The organism is Streptomyces sp. NPDC015661, from assembly GCF_043077765.1.
Taxonomy (GTDB): domain Bacteria; phylum Actinomycetota; class Actinomycetes; order Streptomycetales; family Streptomycetaceae; genus Streptomyces.
Map to the genome: position 1 here is coordinate 752818 of NZ_JBIBST010000002.1, position 21011 is coordinate 773828.

At 72.3% G+C, this 21011-nt stretch carries 22 protein-coding genes and 1 riboswitch; of the genes, 15 read left to right on the forward strand and 7 right to left on the reverse strand.

From position 1 onward, the window contains the following. Window positions 1-59 precede the first annotated feature (59 nt). Complete coding sequence (locus tag ACF07V_RS07960) at window positions 60-497, forward strand: Lrp/AsnC family transcriptional regulator (RefSeq protein WP_392152183.1); 438 nt, start codon at window positions 60-62, stop codon at window positions 495-497. Window positions 498-515: 18 nt separating this feature from the next. Here the strand turns inward: ACF07V_RS07960 and ACF07V_RS07965 are convergent, their stop codons facing one another. Then, window positions 516-968: an SRPBCC family protein gene (locus tag ACF07V_RS07965; RefSeq protein ID WP_392152185.1), complete on the reverse strand. Its 453-nt coding sequence runs from the start codon at window positions 966-968 to the stop codon at window positions 516-518. Window positions 969-1214: 246 nt separating this feature from the next. On the opposite strand from ACF07V_RS07965, the gene ACF07V_RS07970 reads away from it, so the two are divergent. The 4 genes from ACF07V_RS07970 (at window position 1215) to ACF07V_RS07985 (ending at window position 4988) form a co-directional block, all read left to right on the forward strand. Next, window positions 1215-2303, forward strand: coding sequence for a substrate-binding domain-containing protein (locus ACF07V_RS07970; RefSeq protein WP_392152187.1), 1089 nt, complete (start codon window positions 1215-1217; stop codon window positions 2301-2303). A 94-nt stretch (window positions 2304-2397) separates the two neighbouring features. After that, a complete protein-coding gene (locus tag ACF07V_RS07975; RefSeq protein WP_392152189.1) occupies window positions 2398-3177 on the forward strand; it encodes an ATP-binding cassette domain-containing protein in 780 nt (259 codons plus the stop codon). Then, complete coding sequence (locus tag ACF07V_RS07980) at window positions 3174-4451, forward strand: sugar ABC transporter permease (RefSeq protein ID WP_392152191.1); 1278 nt, start codon at window positions 3174-3176, stop codon at window positions 4449-4451. Before ACF07V_RS07975 ends, ACF07V_RS07980 begins: the two co-directional genes overlap by 4 nt. A gap of 27 nt (window positions 4452-4478) precedes the next feature. After that, window positions 4479-4988 carry a DUF6328 family protein gene (locus tag ACF07V_RS07985; protein WP_392152193.1) on the forward strand — a complete coding sequence of 170 codons (510 nt, stop codon included), beginning with the start codon at window positions 4479-4481 and terminating at the stop codon, window positions 4986-4988. Window positions 4989-5023: 35 nt separating this feature from the next. On the opposite strand, the gene ACF07V_RS07990 is transcribed toward ACF07V_RS07985, so the two are convergent. Then, complete coding sequence (locus ACF07V_RS07990) at window positions 5024-6031, reverse strand: aminoglycoside phosphotransferase family protein (RefSeq protein ID WP_392152195.1); 1008 nt, start codon at window positions 6029-6031, stop codon at window positions 5024-5026. 230 nt (window positions 6032-6261) lie between these two features. Between ACF07V_RS07990 and ACF07V_RS07995 the strand changes: the two genes are divergently transcribed. Beyond that, entirely contained in the window at window positions 6262-7545 is a 1284-nt protein-coding gene (locus ACF07V_RS07995; RefSeq protein WP_392152196.1) for an amidohydrolase family protein, read from the forward strand. Between the two features lie 222 nt (window positions 7546-7767). Beyond that, window positions 7768-9072, forward strand: coding sequence for an amidohydrolase family protein (locus ACF07V_RS08000; RefSeq protein WP_392152198.1), 1305 nt, complete (start codon window positions 7768-7770; stop codon window positions 9070-9072). A 72-nt stretch (window positions 9073-9144) separates the two neighbouring features. On the opposite strand, the gene ACF07V_RS08005 is transcribed toward ACF07V_RS08000, so the two are convergent. The 3 genes from ACF07V_RS08005 to ACF07V_RS08015 all read right to left on the reverse strand — a co-directional run bounded on the left by ACF07V_RS08005 (window position 9145) and on the right by ACF07V_RS08015 (window position 11167). Next, window positions 9145-9519 (reverse strand): VOC family protein, encoded by a 375-nt coding sequence (locus ACF07V_RS08005; protein ID WP_392152200.1) that lies wholly within the window; start codon window positions 9517-9519, stop codon window positions 9145-9147. Between the two features lie 296 nt (window positions 9520-9815). Continuing rightward, window positions 9816-10493: a hypothetical protein gene (locus ACF07V_RS08010; RefSeq protein WP_392152202.1), complete on the reverse strand. Its 678-nt coding sequence runs from the start codon at window positions 10491-10493 to the stop codon at window positions 9816-9818. A gap of 104 nt (window positions 10494-10597) precedes the next feature. Then, window positions 10598-11167, reverse strand: a complete 570-nt coding sequence (locus tag ACF07V_RS08015; RefSeq protein WP_392152203.1) for a L,D-transpeptidase — start codon at window positions 11165-11167, stop codon at window positions 10598-10600. Between the two features lie 198 nt (window positions 11168-11365). Between ACF07V_RS08015 and ACF07V_RS08020 the strand changes: the two genes are divergently transcribed. Then, window positions 11366-12760, forward strand: coding sequence for a hypothetical protein (locus tag ACF07V_RS08020; protein WP_392152205.1), 1395 nt, complete (start codon window positions 11366-11368; stop codon window positions 12758-12760). Between the two features lie 38 nt (window positions 12761-12798). Here ACF07V_RS08020 and ACF07V_RS08025 read toward each other — a convergent pair whose 3' ends face one another. Continuing rightward, complete coding sequence (locus ACF07V_RS08025) at window positions 12799-13839, reverse strand: NAD(P)-dependent alcohol dehydrogenase (RefSeq protein ID WP_392152207.1); 1041 nt, start codon at window positions 13837-13839, stop codon at window positions 12799-12801. Between the two features lie 198 nt (window positions 13840-14037). Here ACF07V_RS08025 and ACF07V_RS08030 point away from each other — a divergent pair, with 198 nt between their 5' ends. The 5 genes from ACF07V_RS08030 (at window position 14038) to ACF07V_RS08050 (ending at window position 19013) form a co-directional block, all read left to right on the forward strand. Continuing rightward, window positions 14038-14766: a beta-glucanase gene (locus tag ACF07V_RS08030; RefSeq protein ID WP_392152208.1), complete on the forward strand. Its 729-nt coding sequence runs from the start codon at window positions 14038-14040 to the stop codon at window positions 14764-14766. A gap of 155 nt (window positions 14767-14921) precedes the next feature. Continuing rightward, the gene (locus ACF07V_RS08035) at window positions 14922-15653 is read left to right on the forward strand and encodes a hypothetical protein (protein ID WP_392152210.1); all 732 of its coding nucleotides are present in this window, start codon (window positions 14922-14924) and stop codon (window positions 15651-15653) included. Between the two features lie 172 nt (window positions 15654-15825). Further along, window positions 15826-16878 (forward strand): iron-siderophore ABC transporter substrate-binding protein, encoded by a 1053-nt coding sequence (locus tag ACF07V_RS08040; RefSeq protein WP_392152212.1) that lies wholly within the window; start codon window positions 15826-15828, stop codon window positions 16876-16878. A gap of 15 nt (window positions 16879-16893) precedes the next feature. Further along, a complete protein-coding gene (locus tag ACF07V_RS08045) occupies window positions 16894-17928 on the forward strand; it encodes a FecCD family ABC transporter permease (protein ID WP_392152214.1) in 1035 nt (344 codons plus the stop codon). Further along, window positions 17925-19013, forward strand: a complete 1089-nt coding sequence (locus ACF07V_RS08050; RefSeq protein ID WP_392152215.1) for a FecCD family ABC transporter permease — start codon at window positions 17925-17927, stop codon at window positions 19011-19013. The genes ACF07V_RS08045 and ACF07V_RS08050 overlap by 4 nt, the downstream gene beginning before the upstream one ends. A gap of 52 nt (window positions 19014-19065) precedes the next feature. Here the strand turns inward: ACF07V_RS08050 and ACF07V_RS08055 are convergent, their stop codons facing one another. Further along, the gene (locus ACF07V_RS08055; RefSeq protein WP_392152217.1) at window positions 19066-19641 is read right to left on the reverse strand and encodes a histidine phosphatase family protein; all 576 of its coding nucleotides are present in this window, start codon (window positions 19639-19641) and stop codon (window positions 19066-19068) included. A gap of 155 nt (window positions 19642-19796) precedes the next feature. Then, window positions 19797-19875, forward strand: a riboswitch (cobalamin riboswitch). 59 nt (window positions 19876-19934) lie between these two features. On the opposite strand from ACF07V_RS08055, the gene ACF07V_RS08060 reads away from it, so the two are divergent. Together ACF07V_RS08060 and ACF07V_RS08065 are read left to right on the forward strand one after the other, a co-directional pair. Beyond that, the gene (locus tag ACF07V_RS08060) at window positions 19935-20162 is read left to right on the forward strand and encodes a CbtB-domain containing protein (protein WP_392152218.1); all 228 of its coding nucleotides are present in this window, start codon (window positions 19935-19937) and stop codon (window positions 20160-20162) included. Between the two features lie 14 nt (window positions 20163-20176). Continuing rightward, the gene (locus tag ACF07V_RS08065; RefSeq protein WP_392152220.1) at window positions 20177-21007 is read left to right on the forward strand and encodes a CbtA family protein; all 831 of its coding nucleotides are present in this window, start codon (window positions 20177-20179) and stop codon (window positions 21005-21007) included. Window positions 21008-21011: the final 4 nt, after the last annotated feature.

Below are 21011 nucleotides of genomic sequence, written 5' to 3' on the forward strand. Positions count from 1 at the left end.
TGTTTCCGGCATGAGACCGACGGTGGGGGAATGACGGCATGGGAATGACGGAGGGGACTGTGGACGCCATCGACCGGGCACTGCTCGCCGAACTCCAGCGGGACGCCACACAGGCGTACACGGTGCTGGGCAAGGCGGTGGGCCTGTCGGCGGGTGCGGCGCACGAGCGGGTGCGGAAGCTGCGGGAGCGCGGCGTCATCCGCCGCACCACGGTGGATGTCGATCCCTCGGCGCTCGGACAGGACGTGCTCGCGTTCGTCATGGTCGACTCGTCCGCCTGGATCGGGGATTCGGCGGCGGAGTTCGCCGCGATCCCCGAGATCCAGGAGGCGCACGTCATCGCCGGCAGCGCCTCGGTCCTGGTGAAGGTGCGCACCGCGACCACGGTCCAACTCCAGGACGTGCTGCGCCGGTTGTACGCGATCGAGGGAGTGAGCGGCACGCAGGCGACGGTGTCCCTGGAGACCTTCTTCGAGCGTCCGGTCTCCACGGACTGATGTCCCGTCCGTCCCGCGTCAGCCGTGCGCGCCGCTCTCCAGGATGCCCTTGAGGGTCATTTCGTCTCTCGGCATCTCCTTCCGTACGGCCGGGCGGACGACCAGCGGGACGAGGGCCTTGCCGATGCCGTGCCCCTCGAAGTCGAGGGAGAGCGTCAGGCGGGAGCGCTCGCCGTCGTCCAGCGGCTCGATGGTGCCCTGTACGTCACCGCGTACCGGGCCGTCGATGCCGTGCACATGCCAGTGCCTCGGCGGCTCCAGCTCGATGACCTGCATGGTCGCGGTGAATTCCCGCTTGCCGAGCCGCCGCGTGACGGCGACCTTGGAGCCGACCGCGAAGGGCGCGTCGCCGAGCTTGCGGACCGAGACCGCACTCTCCTGCCACTCGGGCAGATGCGTCGGATCGGTCACGTAGGAGAAGACCTCGGCGGGCTTGCGGGCGATGTCGATGGTTTCCGTGATGGCAGGCATGTCGCCTTCTTCGTTCGACGGGAGACCCCGCCGGAAGCCGCTCCGCCGGCGCGGGCTCATTGTCGCTTCGTACAAATACTCCCACTCCGGGCGACGCCCCGCCAGCCTCCACCCGACAGCGCGCACGGTCGTGCACCCGCTTGCCGGTCCTCAGGTTGAGGCTAATGTCGATATATAGGCCATATGTACATCCTCGTTCCCGCGCTCACGAGGTGAGGGACAGGGGGCGTACGGAAGGAGCCTCCGATGACCCGTACATTGCGGAGCGCGATAGCCCTGGCCGGAGCCGCGGCCCTCTCCCTGGGAGTGGTGGCGACCAGCGCGACGGCCCTGGGCGCGGGGAGCGAGAAGCAGGAGAACGTCCGGATCGGTCTCCTGCTGCCGGAGAGCAAGACCACGCGGTACGAGAAGTTCGACCGGCCCTACATCGAGCAGAAGATCAAGGAACTGGCCCCCGACGCCCAGATCGACTACTACAACGCCGCGGAGAGCGCGACCACCCAGCAACAGCAGGTCAACACCGCGCTCGCCAAGGGCGACAAGGTGCTCATCCTGGACGCCGTGGACGCCAAGTCCATCCAGTCCTCCGTGCAGAAGGCCCACGACGCGGGCGTCAAGGTCGTCGCGTACGACCGCCTCGCACAGGGACCCGTCGACGCCTATGTCTCGTACGACAACCACAAGGTGGGCGAGCTGCAGGGCAAGGCGCTCCTCGCCGCGCTCGGCGACAAGGCCAAGAGCGGCGTGATCGTGATGCACAACGGGTCTCCGACGGACCCGAACGCGGGCGAGTTCAAGGCCGGCGCCCACTCCGTCCTCGACGGCAAGGTGACGATCGGCAAGGAGTACGACACTCCCAACTGGGACCCGAACAACGCCAACCAGCAGATGTCCGGCGCCATCAGCGCCCTCGGCAAGGACAAGATCGTCGGTGTCTACTCGGCCAACGACGGACTGGCGGCCGGTATCGCCACCGCCCTCAAGGCGGCCGGCATGAACGTGCCGCTGAGCGGTCAGGACGCCCAACTCGACGCGATCCAGCGGATCCTGGTGGGCACTCAGACCTTCACGATCGAGAAGCCCTACAAGCCCGAGGCCGACATCGCCGCCACGATGGCCGTCAACCTGGCCGAGGGCAAGAAGCTGTCGTCCGACCTGGTGCCCACCACCGTCACCAGCGGCAGTGACCACAAGGTCGCGGCACAGCTGCTCAACCCGGTCGTGGTCAACAAGGACAACATCAAGGACACCGTCGTCAAGGACGGGCTCTACACGGTCCAGGAGATCTGCACCCCGACCTATGCGGCGGCCTGCAAGGACGCCGGTCTCGAATAACCGGTCCCGAACAGCCGGTCCCGAACAACCCGTCCCGAACAACCGGTCCGGGTAAGCCGCGGAGCGGTTCGCGCGAGCGGAGGAGGCGGTTCCCTTGCCGGAGCCACCCGTGCTCACCCTGCGGGGGATCTCCAAACGGTTCGGCGCCGTCCAGGCGTTGAAGGACTTCGATCTCGAGGTCCACGCCGGCGAGGTCGTCGCCCTGGTCGGTGACAACGGCGCCGGCAAGTCCACCGCCGTCAAGTCGATCGCCGGCGTGAACCCGCCCGACGAGGGCGTCATCGAATGGCAGGGCCGGGCGGTCTCCATCAACCGGCCCCACGACGCCCAGAACCTCGGCATCGCCACCGTCTACCAGGACCTCGCCCTGTGCGACAACCTCGACGTGGTCGGCAATCTCTTCCTCGGCCGCGAACTGCGCCGCTTCGGCGTCCTGGACGAGGTCCGGATGGAACAGCGCTCGCGCGAACTGCTCAACACCCTCTCCATCCGGATCCCCAGTGTCCGGATCCCGGTCGCCTCCCTCTCCGGCGGCCAGCGCCAGACCGTCGCCATCGCCCGCTCCCTGATCGGCGACCCGAAGGTCGTCATCCTGGACGAGCCCACCGCCGCGCTCGGCGTGGAGCAGACCGCCGAGGTCCTCGACCTGGTCGAGCGGCTCCGGGACCACGGGCTCGGCACCATCCTGATCAGCCACAACATGGTGGACGTGATGGCGGTCGCCGACCGCATCGCCGTCATGCGCCTCGGCCGGAACAACGGCTTCTTCGACAAGCGCTCCACGACCACCGAGGAGATCATCTCCGCGATCACCGGGGCCACCGACAGCGCCGTCACCCGCCGCCAGGCCCGCAAGCGGGAGGAGGAGCGATGAGACGGGACCGATCCGCCGGCGACTCCGCCGCCCAGGAACCTGCGCCCGAGGCCATGCCGGCGGTCGACACCCGGCTGCTCGTCCGCGAGGAGGGCCTCCGGGGATACCTCGGGGAGTTCCGCCGCAAGTTGCGCAGCGGAGAGCTGGGGTCGCTGCCCGTGGTCGTCGCCGTGATCATCATCTGGACGGTCTTCGGCCTCCTGGACAGCACGTTCCTCTCGGCCCAGAACCTCTCCGACCTCAGTCAGCAGATCGTCGGCACCGGCATGATCGCCGTCGGTGTCGTCTTCGTCCTGCTGCTCGGCGAGATCGACCTGTCCGTCGGCTCCGTCAGCGGCCTGTGCGCCGCCATCTTCGCCGTGCTCAACGTCCTGAACGGCATGAACGAGTGGCTGGCGCTCCTCATCGCCCTCGTGGGCGGAGCCGCCGTCGGGCTCATCCAAGGCTTCTTCTTCGCGAAGGTAGGGGTGCCGGCGTTCGTGGTCACCCTGGCGGGCAACCTCTTCTGGAACGGCCTGATGCTCCAGATCCTGGGCACCAGCGGCACGGTCAACATCCCGAGCGAGAGCATCGTCTCCGAGCTCTACACGACGATCTTCCACAGCCCCGCGACGGCCTATGTGGCCGCGGCCGTGGGGGTCGGACTCTTCCTCGCGTCCTCGCTCCTCGACGCCAGACGCCGCCAGGCCGCCCGGGTGCCGTTCCGCCCGGTCGCCGAGATCGTGCTCCGTACGGTCGTCATCGCCGCGATCGCGTTCGTCTCGGCGTACATCCTCAACCAGTACCAGGGGCTTCCGCTCGCGCTCCTCATCTTCCTGATCCTGCTGGTGGTCCTGGACTTCGTGCTGCGCCGTACGACGTACGGGCGGCGGATCTTCGCCGTCGGCGGCAACATCGAGGGCGCCCGGAGGGCCGGCATCAGCGTGCCGTTCGTCCGGATGAGCGTCTTCTCGATCTCCGGGCTCATGGCGGCGGTCGGCGGCATCTTCCTGGCCGGGCAGATCCAGTCCGCGAGCCAGACCTCCGGCGGCGGCAACCTGCTGATGAACGTCATCGCCGCGGCCGTCATCGGCGGTACGAGCCTGTTCGGCGGACGGGGTTCCGTCTGGTCCGCCCTCCTCGGCTCGCTGGTGATCGGCTCCATCCAGTCGGGCATGAACATCATGGGCGTCAGCAACGCCGTCCAGTTCATGATCACCGGATCGGTCCTGCTGGCCGCCGTGGTCGTCGACTCGCTGTCGCGCCGGAGCCAGAAGGCCGCGGGCCGCGCCTGATCCACGGGCTCCGGAAGGGAGGCCTCCATGGAGGCGGACGGCCCGAAGCCTCGGGAGGGGCTGCGACACGGCCGCGACGAGACCGAGGAACAACGGGCCGACCGGCGCTGGACGGATCTCATGCAGGAGATCCGGGTGGCGCAGACCGGTGTGCAGATCCTCCTCGGCTTCCTGCTCACCGTGGTCTTCACGCCGATCTTCCAGGGGCTGGAGCGGACCGACAAGACGATCTACGTCATCACCATCGTCCTGGGATCGCTGGCCACCAGCGCGCTCATCGGCCCCGTCGCCTTCCACCGGGTCGTGTCGGGGCGCCGGATGAAGCCGCGGGCGGTCACCTGGGCCGCCCGCCTGACCTTCGCCGGTCTCGTCCTTCTCCTGGCGACCCTGACGTCGGCCCTCCTGCTCGTGCTGCGGGTGGCCACGCGGAACACGTACGTGCCCTGGCTGGTCGCCGCCGTCTTCGCGTGGTACCTGCTGTGCTGGTTCGCGCTGCCCCTGTGGGTGCGCTTCCGCCACACCAGTGGCGACGAGTGACGCCGGGGCCGTCGGGTACCGCGTTTGCGCCCTGCTCAGAACACCGCGGATTCGACGAAGAGTTCGTTCACCCAGTGGGCGCTCGCCTCGGCGCACCCCTCGTCCGGCGTTCCGGGGAAGAGACGGAACCAGGAGACCGCCCGGCCGAGCGCGGCGAGCCGGCCGGCGAGTGCCGCGGCGCGGCGCAGCTCCGGGAGGGAGTACCCCAGGTCGGTCCAGGGTTCCAGATAGGCGTCGCGCAGCCGGTGCACATGCTCGGGGCCGTGGCGCTCGCGGACGGCGCGGGCGGGGACGAGCAGGCTCGCGAAGGGGTGGGCGACATTGGCGTCCCCCCAGTCGAAGAAGGTGAAGCGGCCCGCGGCGGGGGCGAGGAGCTGGGCGTCGTGCAGGTCGCAGTGGTCGAGCGAGTCCGGGATCCCGTACGCGTCGAGCTCGGCGCACCAGTCGACGAGCCGGGGACGCTTGGCACGGAGGGCGCCGCGGGCGTCCGGGGTCAGGGTGGCGTTACCCTCGACGAGGCCGTCGAAGATGTCCGGCAGCTGACCGGTGCGGCCGCCCGGCACGCCGAGGGCGGTCATCCGGTCGGTGTACGGGGTCAGGGCACGCTGCATCCGCGCGTACTGGCCGAGCGCCTCGGCCCAGGAGTCCGGCCCGGCGTCGCCGGCGTCGAGGACGTGCCGGAAGAGGGGCCCGCCGTCGGGGAGGAGCGACCAGCCGCGGGCGGCGTCGACCGCGAGCGGTGTCACGACGTGCTCGGGCACCCAGTCGGCGAGCGCACCGCCGAGGCCGGCCTCGAAGGCCGCGTCGGGGGCGCTGGCCTTGAACCACACGGCCTCGCGCTCTCCGGTTCCGGTCCGGAAGCGCACGAGGATCGACCAGGGCCGGACCCTGACCTCACGGGGCCCGGTCTCCTCCAGTCCGTGCCGGGCGAGCTCGCGCTCGGACCAGCCGAGGGCGTCGGCCCGCCAGGCCTCTTCCTCCCAGGGGGTAACCGCGTCCGCGAACTGCCCGCGGTCGACCGTCATGGATGTCGCTCGTCGCATGGGGCGATTCCACCACCGGGGCGGGGGCGGCGCACGCGAATATCCGAGGCGGTGGACAGGGAGAGGACGGGCAGCTCAAGGAACATTCGTATACCAAAAAAGGGAGCAAGGCGAGCGTGGAGCCCGAGATCATCCAGCCATCACCACCTTTCGGATCTTCACCCTTGTCCGGGCCTCGCTATTTGGTATACAAAACTCGGAGTCGTCGGCCCACTCCCCCAGGAGCTTCCATGTGCCTCGAATCCACCCCGCCGCCCTCCCGCTCGCTGACCCGCCGCGGCGTCCTCGCCGGGGCGGCCGCGCTCGCCGGCACCGTGGCCGCGTCGGGCACGGCGGCGGCCTCGGTGTCCTCGACGGGTACCGCCCGGGGCGACGGGACTCCGCGCGGAGGCGACCTGGTGATCCGGGGCGGCACCCTCCTCGACCCCGCCACCGGCGAGGTCACGGAGAACGCCGTCGTCGTGATCGAAGGGGGAACCGTGCGCGCGGCGGGCCGCGAGGGCTCCGTCACCGTGCCGCAGGGCACCGCGACCCTGGACGCGGAGGGCCACTGGGTGCTGCCCGGTCTGGTGGACGCGCACATCCACCTCAGCACCGCCGCCGAGGCACGCGACGCCGTCCGCAAGGGCGCCACCAGCGCACGCAGCGGATCGACCACCTTCTACCAGGACATCGCCGTCCGCGAACTCGCCCGGCACAGCCCGGACCTCGCACCCCGACTGACGGCCGCCGGCGTCTTCGTCACCCCGGACCTCGGCGACACCGTCCTCGCCGACCCCGATCTCACCCCGCTCGCGCGCCTCACCGACGGCGTGCGCTCCGCCGAGGCGCTGCGGCGCGTCGTCGAGGTGAACCTCGATCGCGGTGCGGACGTCATCAAGACCCGCGTCAACGAGCGCGCCGGGCTGCCGGAACAGGACCCGCTGGCCCAGGTGTACTCGTACGAGCAGCTCGCCGAGATCGTCGCCGCCGCCCGGCGGCGCGGCAAGGGCGTCCTGTGCCACAGCTACAGCGAGCGGGGCTGCCACGACGCCGTCACGGCCGGCGTCCGCTCGCTGGAGCACGGCGCGTTCGTCGGCGAGCGCACGCTGGCCGAGATGCGCCGCAGGGGTACGTACTTCACCCCGACCCTCACGGCCATCGCGGGCCTGGCCGAGTCCACGAACCCGGTCCTCGCCGAACGCGGCCGCACCTACCTCCCGGTCCTGCAGCGGGCCGTCCTCGCCGCGCACGAACGCGGAGTCCCGCTCGCCGCGGGCACCGACTCGTCCGGCGGCACCGTACGGCCGATCGGCCGCGAGGTGGAGCTGATGCGCGCGGCCGGCCTGCCGGCGCTCGACGCGATCCGCACCGCGACCACCGGCGCGGCGCGCCTCCTCGGCGTGGAACGCACGGTGGGCCGCCTCGCCCGGGGCTTCGCGGGCGACGCGATCCTGGTGTCCGGCGACCCCCTGGCCGACGTGACGCTCCTGAAGCAGCCGACCCGCGTGGTACGAGCGGGCCTCACGCTCTGACCACGCCACGGCGCCCCCCATGGCTGGCGCCGACCCGGTGCGGCCGGGCCCACCCGCGACGGCGCCCCGCCAACCCCACCGCCCCGTGCGACCCCACCACCCCGCACGACCCCACCCACCCGCGGGGCCCCACCATCCCGTGCGACCCCACCCACCCGCGCGGCCCCACCATCCCGTGCGACCCCACCCACCCGCGCGACCCCACCCACCCAAGGAGCCCCCATGCACGCCCTCTCCCGCCGCACCATGCTCGCCGGCGCCGCGGCGCTCGCCGGTGCCACGGCCACGGCGGCCGCCACCGCCGCCCCGGCCCAGGCGGCGACCGCCGCCCGCGCCGGGGACCGATCCAGGACCGTGGTGTTCCGCAACGTGCGCCCGTTCGGTGCCGCGAAGCCCACGGATCTCGTGGTCGTCGACGGCCGGATCTCGGACGGCCCCGCGCCGCACGGCGCGAAGGTCGTCGACGGCGGCGGCCGCATCGCGCTCCCGTCCCTGGTCGACGCGCACATCCACCCCGACAAGACGACTTGGGGCGGCTCCTGGGTGAGCCGGCGCCCGGCTTCCGCCATCGCCGACTACGTCGCGCAGGACGTGGAACTGTTCCGCGTCCAGCGCCGCCCCGTCGCCGAGCGCGCCCACGGCCTGATGAGCCACGCCGTCGCCCGCGGCACCCGCGGCATGCGCGCCCACGCCGACGTGGCCCCGGCCTACGGCCTGGCCGGGGTCGAGGGCCTCGCGGAGGCCCGTGAGCGGCTGCGCCACGCCCTCGACGTCCAGATCGTGGCCTTCCCGCAGCACGGCGTCATCCGCACCCCCGGCACGGCGGCCCTCCTGGAGCAGGCGGCGCGCGAGGGCGTGATCGACATGATCGGCGGCATCGACCCGATCGGCTTCGACCAGGCCCTCGACGAGCAGCTCGACGTCGTGTTCGGCATCGCGGACCGGCACGGCGTCGGCGTGGACATCCACCTCCACGACCGCGGCGAGAAGGGCATGCGGGCGATGCGCGGCATCGTCGAGCGCACCCGCGCGCTCTCCCTCGCCGGCAAGGTCACCGTCAGCCACGTCTTCTGTCTGCCAGGTCTGACGGACAGTGAACTCGGTGCGATCGCCACCGACCTGGGTGAGCAGGACATCGCGCTCACGACGGTCGCGCCCTCCGACTCCCTCGTCCTGCCGATCGCCCGGCTGCGCGAGCACGGTGTACGGGTCGGGCTCGGCTCCGACGGCGTGCGCGACTCCTGGAGCCCGTTCGGCGACGCGGACATGATGCACCGCGCGCACATCCTCGGGTGGGTGACCGACGTACGCCTCGACGACGAGCTCGACGAGTGCTACCGGGTCGCGACCCACGGCGGCGCGGACGTCATGGGTCTCGCCCACGCCGACTTCCGGCCCGGCGCGCCGGCCGACTTCGTCCTGGTGCGCGGCGAGTGCGTGCCGCAGGTCGTGGTCGACATGCCGCGCCGGGACATGGTCGTCCACGGCGGTGTGGTCGTGGCGCGCGACGGGGAGTTCCTCGCCTGACGCGACCGGGGCGCGGGCCCCCGGGTGTGCCCCCGACCGTGTCGGGGGCACACCCGGGACGAACGCCCCGCTCTACAGATACGGCCGCGTGATCAGCTCGATCGCGTGCCCGGAGGGGTCCTTGAAGTAGACCCCGCGGCCGCCGTGTTCCGTGTTGGTCTCGCCGGGCCGCCGCATCTGCGGGTCGGCCCAGTGCTCGATGCCGCCCTCGCACAGGCGCTGGTACGCCCGGTCGAAGAGCTCGTCGTCGACCATGAACGCGTAGTGCTGCATCTGGATGTCCACCGGAGGTTCGGCGAACTGGAGCAGGACCCCGTCGTGGAGCTGGATGTTGAGGAAGGGACCCCAGGACGGCGCCTCGGGGAGTTCCAGCAACTCGCGGAAGAAGCGCGCGGATTCGTCGCGGTTCTTGGACGCGATGACGGTGTGGTTGAACGTGACTGCCATGTGGATGACCTCGCTGTCGATTCGGCATGTGGAAGGGGTTCGCAGTGCTGCCGCACTGGGGTGGTCCACGTGCCGAACCGTGGGGGTGCCCGTCGGGCACCCGCTCGGCGATCAGTCGTCCACCGGATCGCCCGTCTGTGCGTGGCGTGTCGCCGGTCCGGTGTTCATGACGGGCGACGCTACTCGACCGCCCCGGACCGACACAAGGCGGGCCGTCCGGTTCCGTACCGGAAATGACCGGAAACGACCGCCCGCGTGCTGAGCGTCATGAGCTCAACGGCGGATGACGGACCGGCTCAGCCCACGAACTCGCGGTCGCCGTACCGCACCTCAGCCCGGTCCCAGTCGGCGCCGAGTGCGGTGGTGAACCTGCGGGCCAGCGGCAGGTCGTCGACCGGGGCGACGAGGAGGAGCCGACCGTCGAGGGTGACGGAACCGCCGCCGAGCTTGTCGCGGGCCTCGGGGTCCGCGACGAGCGCCTCGCGCAGGCTGTTCACGCGGACGCCGGGGACCTCGATCTCGACCGCGTCGGTCTCCGGCGAGGTGCGCGGCAGGCAGCGGAAGGTGAGGACCGCCTCCTGGTGGTACTGCTTGGCGATGACGCCGGCGATGTGGTGGAGCCCGTCGCGGCCCACCCTCTCGACGTCGAACTCCCGGGACCGCTCGTACGTCGCCTGCCGCAGCTCCTCGGACCAGAAGACGCCGTTCAGCAGCTCCGAGGGACCCGGCCGTGCCCCGTGGGCACGGATGATCCGCCGTACCTCGTGGCCGAACCGGGTGAGGCGGGTGTCGAGCCGGGGGTCGTCGGGGTCCGTGATGACCGCGGTGTTGTCGGTCGCGAAGATCTCCGCGGCCGGACAGTCCTGCGCGTCCTGGCCCGCGTACGTGCTGGGCGCGTCCACGACGGCGAGCAGCAGGGCGGCCGCGGCGGAGGCGAGGAGGCGGGCGCGTCGCCCGGTGTTCACGTTCTTCATGGCGTGATCAACGAGCCGTCCGCCGCACCGTTCCGATCCGTGACACCCGTGCCCCGAGCGTGCGGCTCGGGACACGGGCAGGGTCGGTGTGACCGTGGGTCAGGTCAGGCGACGACCTTGAGGGTCCTGGCCTCGCCGTACTTGTCGAGGGTCTTGAACAGGGCCTTGATGTGGTCGGGGTGCAGCTTCACGCAGCCGAGGGACTTGTAGTCGCGGTCGCCGCGCCACTGCGAGGCACCGTTCACGGTCATGCGGCTGTGGATGAAGAGCTCGTCGCGGTTGGCGCCCTTGCCACCCTTGCACTTCTTGTCGGCGAGGCGGATCGCGTACCCCTTGATCGCCTTGCCGTTGTGGGTCTTGGTGCGGAAGGGGATGGCGTACGTGCCGTTCGGCAGCCATCCGCCGCTCCTTCCCTTGCCGACCTGGCAGGGGTTGGTGGTCGTGCCCGAGCCCGCCCGCCACTGTCCGACCACGCGCTTGCCGAGGTAGGCGGTGAGCTTGGAGTACGTGGGGTTCTTCGGGTTCTTGTCGAAGACGAGCGTCACCTGGCCGCCGGCGGCCCGGGCCCGGGGCGCGGTGGCCGCGGCGTTGGCGGCGGTCCCCGCGGGGGCCGCCAGGGCGAGGGCGAGCACGGTCGAGGCGAGGGCGAGGGCGCGTGTCCTGGAACGAAGCATGATCGTTCTTCTCCTGTCAGAGGGTGGGAGCGCCGGGCCGTCGAGCGGCTCGGCGGGATCAGACTCCCGGGGGCGGGGCGGTGGCGGCAGTACCTTCGCCGGGGCGGTTCACCCGGCGTCGTTTCATCCCGGTCCCGCGACCGGCTCACTCGTCTGACCTGGGGTTTCGGTCGGTCGTGGGACGGCGGAGGGATGACGATGGGTGAGGCGTTCGGCGCGACGGGGGGCGGTGCGGCCCGTGAGGAGCTCGCCCGCCTGATCGGTGCGGCGTGGACGAGGTCGGGCTGTCTGGCGCAGGAGCGGATCGAGGCGCGGCTCAAGTCCCGTTTCGCCGGCCGGAGCATGCGGGGCCTGAGTGATTCCAGCTTCAACCGCTACAAGGACCCGGAGGCCACGGCGTTACCGGACGCGGAGGTGTTGACGGCGCTCGCCGAGCTCTTCGGGGTGGGCGCCGAGGAGGCGCAGCAGTGGGGACGCCTGCTGGACGAGGCGCGGACCGAGGCGCGGAGGCGCAGGGCCGCGGTCCGGGGGACGAAGGGGCCCTCGGGGCCGCCGCCGGGTGCGGCCGGAGAGGCGTCGCCTGTCGACCCGCCGGAGGTGTCCCCCCGGCAGCCGTCCCCTTCCACGCCGTCCGGTCCCGAGGTGGACGCGACGCCGGACGCCGTGCGAGTCCCGGCACCGGGCCCGGCGGCGGACGCCGCGCGTGTTCCGGCACCGGGCCCGGCGGCGGACGCCGCGCCTGATTCGGTACTGGGCCCGGCGCAGGACGCCGCGCCTGATTCGGTACTGGGCCCGACGCCGGACGCCTCGCCTGATTCGGTACTGGGCCCGGCGCAGGACGCCGCGCCTGATTCGGTGCCGGGCCCGGCGCAGGACGCCGTCCCGGTTTCGCCGCCGGGCCCGGCGGTGGCAACGGCTCCGCGCGCGGACGGCCGTGCCGAACTCCTCCCCCGGCACGCCCAGGCGCCCACGCCGGGGCGGCGTCCCGCCGGGCGCCGGGCGCTCGTGGGCGCCGTCGCGCTGGCGGCGGTCGTCGCGACCTGGGCCGTCGCCCTCCTGCCCTCCTCACCGACCGGTGGTGGGGCGCCGGTCGCTGCGGAGGGCGGGAAGGCGCCGGAGGGGCCCGCCGGGGCGCTCCCGGGGCCGGTCGGGCCGCCCGCGGTCACCGGGACGGCGGTCCCGGGACCGATGACGGGCGACTACCGCTGCGGCAAGGTGCGGGCCGTGGAGCATGCCGCGTGGAGCGCCTGCAGCCAGATCCTCGACGCCGGCGACACCATGCGGTTCGCCGTGCGGATCGACAACCCGGGCAGCCGTGCCGTGACCGTACGCGCGCGCCTGTCCTGGGTGCGGAGCCGCGTCGTGACGCCCTGCCCCGCGCCCTGGGGAACCGGCGTGCGCCTGACCGTCCCCGCCGGCCGCTCGGCCGTCACGCCGCTCGACGCCTGTCCACGGAGGACCACGCGTCCGAGTGCGTACCAGGCGATGGCCTGGGTGATCGCCGAGACGGACATGAGCTGGGGGGAACGCGAGACGTCCATGACCGTCCACATCCACCCGGATCGCTATCGATGGAACGACCAACTCCCCTGACCGGCTCACCTGAACCGCCGGGCAGGCGTACGGGGCCCTCAGCCGTTCGGGAGGATCACCGCCCGGCCGTTGACGCGTCCCTCGTGCAGCCGCTCGTACGCCTCCGGCGCCTCGTCCAGGCCGTACGTCTCCACGTGGACGTCGACGGCGCCGGTGCGGGCCAGGTCGAGCACCTCGATCAGCTCGGCACGGGTGCCCCAGTACGGGGAGGCGACGGAGACCTCGAACGGCAGCGCGCCGAAGCCGACGGGCAGGGTGCCGCCACCGAGGCCGACGATGGTGACGTCGCCCTCCACCGCGGCCATCGCGCCGGCGGCCGTCACCGTGGGCTGGACCCCCACGAAGTCGAGCACCACCTCCGCGCCGCGGCCGCCGGTCAGCTCCCGGACCGTGGGGGCGGCCGCCGCGTCGGACAGGACCGTGTCGTGCGCTCCGACGGTGCGGGCGAGCGCGAGCTTCTCCTCGGTGACGTCCAGGGCGACGACCCTGGCCGCGGTCATGGCGCGCAGCAGCTGGATGGCGACGTGGCCGAGCCCGCCGGTGCCGATGACGACGGCGGTGCTGCCGGGGACGAGCTTCGGCAGGGAGCGCTTGACGGCGTGGTACGGGGTGAGGCCGGCGTCCGTGAGCGGTACGGCCCGCACCGGGTCGAGGTCGCCGAGCGGCACCAGATGGCGCGGGCTGTCGACGATCAGGTACTCGGCGATGGCGCCGGGCGCGCCGAGCCCGGGCGGACGGATCCCGAGCTCCGCGGCCCGCAGGCAGTAGTTCTCCTTGCCCTGGGCGCACATGAAGCAGGTGCCGCAGCCCCAGGGGCCGTACACGGCGACGGGGTCCCCGATGCCGAACCCCTCGGCGCCGGGGCCGATCGCGGCGACGGTGCCGACGCCCTCGTGACCGAGCGTCAGGGGAAGCGGGAACGGCAGCTGCTCGGCGGGCCAGCTCATCACGGCGATGTCGGAGTGGCAGACTCCGGCGGCGGTGACCTCGAGGAGCACCTGTCCCGGCCCGGGTTCGGGGTCGGGGACGGTGACGACCTCGGGCGGGGCGCCCACGGTGCGGTACTGAAGTGCCTTCATGAGGTCGATACGTACCCCCTCAGGCACATGTTCGGGTGCCGCCGTCCCGGTGAGGGCGACGAGCCGGGACGGCGGGGCCGTGCGCGGTGGGCGGCCGTGACGAGTTCTCGCCAAGGGCCCACGGCCCCGCGCCGCTCGGTGCAAAGTGGGGCGGATCGCCCGCGGGCCGTTGGAGGCCCCTGCGAAGGGAGTGGTGCCGTGCTGTCCGACTTCTTCGACCGGCTCCGGCGCGGCGGCAACGGCGCCGGCGCCGGCGGGCGCGGCCCCGCGTCGACGCCCGCGAACCTCGTCCTCGACGCCGACTTCTCCTCCGCCGAGCAGTGGGTCGCGGGCCGCTCGTGGGCGTACCCCGACGGCGGACCGACGAACGAGGGCGACAACAAGCTCGACTACCTGGTCGAGGACCCCTCGTACAGCCGGACGGGGACGTTCCGGGCCACCCGCAGGACGGACGGACTGTGGGACGCCGGGCTGCTGACGACGGAGGGCAGCGCGGAGGGGTTCCTGGTGCGGACGGGTGACGTCCTGGAGGCCCGGGTGCGCCTGCCCGTGGAGACGGGCGCCTGGCCGGCGATCTGGACCTGGCTCGACGGCGGCCAGGAGATCGACGTCTTCGAGTACCACCCCGACAACCCGGACCTCCTGGAGCTGTCGAACCGCGTGCGAGGCCGGTACCTCTACTTCCGGGACCCGGCGGTCCAGCCGGGGGCCTGGGTGGACCTCCGGGTCGAGTTCGGGGCGCGCTCCGTGGTGTGGTGGGTCAACGGAGCGCGTGTCTTCGACGACCGCCGCGGGGTGGGGCGTTCCTGGCGGGCCCACCTCATCGTGAACCTCTCCGTCTGCGCGGGCCGGTACCACCCGGCGCCCGACCCGGACGCGTCGGAGATGTCGTACGAGGTGGCGCGGCTGCGCGTGTACCGGAACTGACCACCCCCTCCGACGCCGGGACAGGCGACGATCGATCCGGCCGTCCGCGCCTCGACGGGCCCGGCCGCCCGCAGGCGGCGACGGGTGTTGCGTAGGCTCGAACGGAGCGTTCCGCGGAGCCCCGCACGCGCCGTCCCTACGACGAGGAGGACCCTGTGAGCACCGCCGGAGAAGGACGGCAGCAGCTGGACGAGGCCAGCGTCCTCAACGCCAAGAGGACGCTCCTCCAGCTGCTCGCCAGGGCGGGGGTCTGGTCCGGCGACGCCGAGGAGCTGATCGGGTTCGTCGAGGCGGGCGCACTGGCCCTCGCGTACGAGGAGATCGGCGGGGCCCGGCGGAGCGCGCCCGAGGGGAAGGACGAGGCGTACGCCGCCGGGTGGCTCGACGGGGTGCGGGCCGTCACCGACGAGCTGGGCGCCGTCTCCGAGCGGGCACTGAGGAAGGCCGTCGCGGCGGATCCGTCGGCCGCTTCCCCGGACGACCGTCCTCCCGTCGGGCGGACGGAGCTGGAGCGGACCAAGGTGGCGGTGACCCCGCTCTATCTCTCCTTCACGGATGTCTCCGAGCTCGACCCGGAGGTCACCGAGCAGGTGCTTCGGGCGCTCCTCGGCACGATGAGTTCACGTCAGCGGGCCGGGTACGCGGGGCGGCTGACGGAGTTCACCTCGGCTCACCGGGCGCGCCTGGAACGGCTGTACGCCGAGTACGGGCCGGGCAGCGCGATCGCGATCCACGGCCGTTACTCGCTCATCCACTCCCCCACCAGCGTCGCCGTTCTGGAACGGCTCGCCACCGCACCGGCGGACCTGCACGAGGAGTGGGACGCCGCCGAGCTGCCGCCGGCGTGGCTGGACGGGCTGACGACGGCGTGGGAGGCGTCGGACTGACGCCGGTTCATGTGACGGGCGCTCGGCCGGAGCCCGGCATACCCAAGCAGGGGCCAGATAGGTTAGGCTCACCTAACAAGCGCCTCGCGATGGCCGCTGCCTCGGCATTCCCATGCCTGGAGGGGCGTCGGGCGGGCGCCAGCACACCTCTGCCCGGAGACAAGGATCCGCCATGCCTGCACTGTTCACCCCCCTCCGCCGCCGCGTCCTCGTGGCGGGTGCCGCCGCGGTCTCGCTCGGCCTCATGGTGACCGGGTGCGGCTCGGACGGCAAAAAGGACGACACGAAGGACTCGTCGGCCAAGGCTCCGGCGGGCGCGTTCCCCGTCACCATCAAGAGCGCCCTCGGCGAGGCCGTCATCAAGGAGAAGCCGAAGCGGGTCGTCACCCTCGGCCAGGGCTCCGCCGAGACCGCCATCGCCCTCGGCAACGTTCCCGTCGGCATCGAGAGCTACCCCTGGGGCAGCGACAAGACCGGCTACCTGCCCTGGATCCACGACGCCGTGAAGAAGTCCGGCGCCACGCTGCCCAAGCAGTTCGACGGCGGCGAGGAGCTCGACATCGAGGCCATCACCGAGCTGGAGCCCGACGTCATCCTCGCCCCCTGGTCGGGCATCACGCAGAAGCAGTACGACCTCCTCAAGGACATCGCGCCGACCGTCGCCTACCCCGACAAGGCGTGGAGCACCGACTGGGACCAGCAGATCGAGATCGTCGCCAAGGCGCTGGGCCGGCCGGAGAAGGCCAAGGAGCTCACCTCCAAGATCGACAAGCAGCTCGCCGACGCCGCCGCCACGCGCCCGAACTACAAGAACGTCACGTTCTCGTACATCTACAACACCGGCCCCGGCACCCTCGGCGTCTTCAAGCCCGAGGAGCAGCGCGTCGCGATGGTCTCCAAGCTGGGCCTCAAGGTCGACCCGGTCGTGAACACCTTCAAGGAGACCGAGGGCACCGACTCCGCCCTCATCGGCCTGGAGAACGCCAACAAGCTCTCCAAGAGCGACATCGCCTTCACCTTCTACATGGACGACAAGTCCCGCAAGGAGATCGAGGCGCAGCCGCTGTACGCGGCCATCCCCGCGGTCAAGAAGGGCGCGCTCGTCTACAGCAACGACCAGCCCTTCGTCACGGCCTCGTCGATGATCAACCCGCTGACGGTGCCCTACAGCATCGAGCGGTACCTCCCCATGATCGACAAGGCCGTCGCCAAGGCCGGGAAGTAGCAGCGGGTCCCCGGCGTGACCACTCTCTCCCGGATCGGCCAGGGCCCCGCCGTCGTACGGCGGGGCCCTGCCCGGCACTTGGCAGCCGCCGCCCTGTGCCTGGTCCTGCTCGCCCTCGCGGTCCTCGCCAGCGTGATGTTCGGCAGCAAGCCGACATCCGCGTCCGATGTGCTCCGGGTCGTCACCGGTGACGGCGACGGCTATCTCCGCACCGTCGTCGAGAGCCGCTATCCGCGCACCGCGCTCGGCCTGCTCGCCGGGCTGTGCCTCGGCGTCGCGGGCACCCTGATGCAGGGCATCACCCGTAATCCGCTCGCCGAGCCGGGACTTCTCGGCATCAACGCGGGCGCGTCCGCCGCGATCGTCGCCGCGACCGCGTTCCTCGGCGCCTCCGGGCAGCGCGAGAACATCTGGTGGGCCCTCGCCGGCGCCCTGGCGACCGGTGTGGTCGTCCACCTCGTCGGCACGGCCGGCGGCGGCAGCGGACCGGTCCGCCTGGTGCTCGCCGGCGCCGTGCTCTCCGCCGTCCTCGCCGCGTTCATCCAGGCCGTCGCGCTGTCCCGGCCGCAGGTCTTCGACACGTACCGCTACTGGGTGGTGGGCGCGCTCGGCGGGCGCGGCTTCGACGCCTTCTGGGCGGTCCTGCCGTTCGCCGCCGTCGGCTTCGTCCTCGCGGTGCTCCTCGCGCCGGGGCTCAACGCCATGGCGATGGGCGACGACAAGGCCGCCTCCCTCGGCATCAGCCCCGCGCGCGTGAAGGGCGCCGGGCTCCTCGCCGCGACGCTGCTCAGCGCCGCCGCGACGGCCGCCGTCGGCCCCATCGCCTTCGTCGGGCTGGCCGTCCCGCACCTCGTCCGGGCGCTCGTGGGCGCCGACTTCCGGCTGCAGATCCTCTTCACCTCGCTGGCGGGGCCCACGCTGCTGCTGTTCGCCGACGTCATCGGCCGCGTACTGCTCCGCCCGCAGGAGCTGATGGTCGGCGTCGTCACCGCCTTCGTGGGCGCGCCCGCACTGCTCTTCGCCGTCCGTCGCATGAGGGGAGCGTCATGAAGACCGCCGAGCTGATCGACACCCCGGCCGTGACGGCCCCGCGGCCCGAACGTCCCTCGGGTCGGAGCCTCGTGCGGATCGGCCCGTGGGTGGCCGTCCCGGTGCGGCGCCGCACGGCGATCGCCGCCGCGGTGACGCTGCTGCTGCTTGTCGGTGCGGCTGTGGCGACCCTCTCCCTGGGCCGGCTCGGCATCGGCCTGACGGACCTTCCGTCGGCGCTGATGGGCGAGGCCACCGGCAAGAACGCCTTCGTCCTGAACCGGTTGCGCGGACCGCGGCTCGTCGTCGCCATCGCCACCGGCGCGGCCTTCGGCCTGTCCGGGGCCCTCTTCCAGTCGGTCACCCGCAACCCCCTGGGCAGTCCCGACGTGATCGGGCTCGGCGCGGGCTCCGGGGCGGGTGCGGCGGCCGCCGCGCTGTTCTTCCCGGACGTCGTGCCGGTGCCCGTCGGGGCGCTGCTCGGCGCGGTGATCGCCATGGCGGTCGTCTACTTCTCCACGGGGACCGGCTTCCGCAATCCGGGACGCCTGGTCGTGGCCGGCATCGGCGTGGCCGCGATGTCGACGGCCCTCACCCAGTACGTGGTGTACGCCGTCGAGCGGGACAAGGCCAGTGCGCTGACCGCGTACATCAACGGCAGCCTCTCCGCCCGCTCCTGGGAGGACGCGACGACGATCTGGGGGGTGCTGCTCGTCTGCCTGCCGCTCGCGGCGCTCCTCGCGCGGCCCCTGAGCATCGGCGAGATGGGCGACGACCTCTCGACCGGCCTGGGCGCCCGCCCGGCCCGCACGGCGACCGCGGCGGTCACGCTGTCGATCGTCCTGTCCGCCGGCGCCGTCAGCGTCGCCGGACCGATCGCGTTCATCTCCCTGACGGCACCGCAGATCGCCAAGCGGGTCACCCGCGGCGGCGGTCCGCACCTGGTCATGTCGACGCTGCTGGGCGCGCTGCTCCTGGTCCTCGCCGACCTCACAGCCCAGCAGTTGCCGCTCTTCGACAACCTGCCGGTCGGCCTGTACACGATGGCCGTCGGAGGCGCGTACCTCGGCTACCTCCTGCTGCGGGAGTGGAAGCGACCTGCCTGATCCGGCGCGAGTCGACGGACAGGCCCTGGGGGGACCGCACCGCGGTCCCCCCTTACTGCTGTCGTCCGAGCGGCTCTCCCGCGCGCAGGTTCCAGCGGCCGGCGCGGCCGCTGAGGTGGACCGCGGTCAACGGGCGGACGTCCAGGCGCCAGGCCGTGGAGTCCGGTGCCGCGAGGGCGTGGACCATCGCGGCGCGGATCACGTCCGGTTCGGCGACCGCGGTCACGCGCCCGGACCCCTCCTGGAGACCGTCGAGCCAGGTGCCGACCCGGACGCGGAGGTCGCGCAGCGACTCCCCGCCGTGCGGGGCCGCCGTCGGGTCGGACAGCCAGGCGGACACCTCGGCCTCCTCGGCGGACGCGACGGCCGCCAGACTCCGCCCGCGCCACCGCCCCATGGCGCAGCCCGCGAGGGCCTCCACGGGCTCCGCCGACAGACCCAGGGCCTCCGCCGTGCCGCGGCAGCGCAGGGACGGCGAGGAGTACGCGCGCGGGGACGGGCCGACGGCGGACGCGACGGCCTCGGCGAGGGCGATGCCCGCCGGGTCGAGAGGACCGTCGTCGTCGAACCGGACCTCGCGCAGCGCCTCGTTCGCCGCGGGCGAAATCAGCGTCAACCGGACTGTCATCGGGCTCCTTTGCGCCGGACGGCGGGCGTGCGAGGTGGGGCGGACGGGACTCTACCGGGGGCGTGCACAAGGTGATGCGCGCCTCATGGTCTTGGCGACGGTCCCCGCGCGCGGTACCGTCAGGCGACATTTGAACAGCGTGACGACGGCGAGACGGAAGTCCGGTGAGAGTCCGGCACGGTCGCGCCACTGTATGCCGAGGCGTCCCCTAGGGGAGGTCACGGCGAGTCAGACCCGTGGACCGTCGTCCTGCACCACCGTCTGGGACGCGAGTTCCCGCAGGAGGTTCCATCATGGCCGAGGCCCTCGTCTCCGCTGCTGTTTCCACCCCGTCCGTCGCCGTTCCGGCTCCGCTGCCCGTGCGCGCCGTACTGCCCTGGGCCTTCTTCGTCGGGCTCCTCGCGCTGATCGCGCTGTACTTCGTCGGTGCCGAGCAGGGTGCCACCTCCCTGTTCGCGGGCTCCGACGTGCACGAGTGGGTGCACGACGGTCGCCACCTGCTCGGTTTCCCGTGCCACTGAGGGGCGACCGCACCATGCACGCCTCAACTGTCAGATCCCTCCTGGTCCGCGGCATGCTCGCCGGCCTGATCGCCGGGCTCTTCGCCTTCGCCGTGGCCTACGCCGTGGGTGAACCGCCCGTGAACGGTGCGATCGCCGTGGAGGAGGCCAAGGCCGCCGGGGAAGCCCCGGCCGGCCACGGGTCCCACGCGGGCCACGGCGGCGGCACCGTCGCCGTGGAGGCCGCCGAGGAAGAGGAGGAGGGGTTCAGCCGCTCCACCCAGTCGACCTTCGGCCTCGCCACCGGCGTCCTCGTGTACGGGGTCGCGCTCGGCGGTATCGCCTCGCTGGCGTTCTCGTTCGTGCTGGGCCGCGTCGGCCGGTTCAGCCCCCGGGCGACGGCGGCGCTCACCGCCGCCGCGGCGTTCACCACCGTCTATCTGGTGCCGTTCCTCAAGTACCCGGCGACCCCTCCGGCCGTCGGGAATCCGGACACCATCGGGCAGCGCACCACCCTGTTCTTCCTGATGATCCTGCTCAGCGTTCTCCTCGGGATCGCCGCCGTGATCGCCGGGCGCCGGCTCGCGCCGCGTCTGGGGAACTGGAACGCGACCCTGGCGGCGGCCGGCGGGTTCATCGTCGTGACGGCGGTCGCGTTCGCGTTCCTGCCGGACAACGACGACGCCGTCGCGGCGGGCTTCCCGGCCGCGCTGCTCTGGGAGTTCAGGCTCGCGTCGCTGGCCATCCAGGCGGTGCTGTGGGCGGTCTTCGGGATCGTCTTCGGCGTCCTCGCGCAGAAGGTGCTGGCGGCCCGAACGGCCGGCGCCGACCCGCAGGTTCAGCTCGGGTCCCCTGCCGCCGGCTGACCGG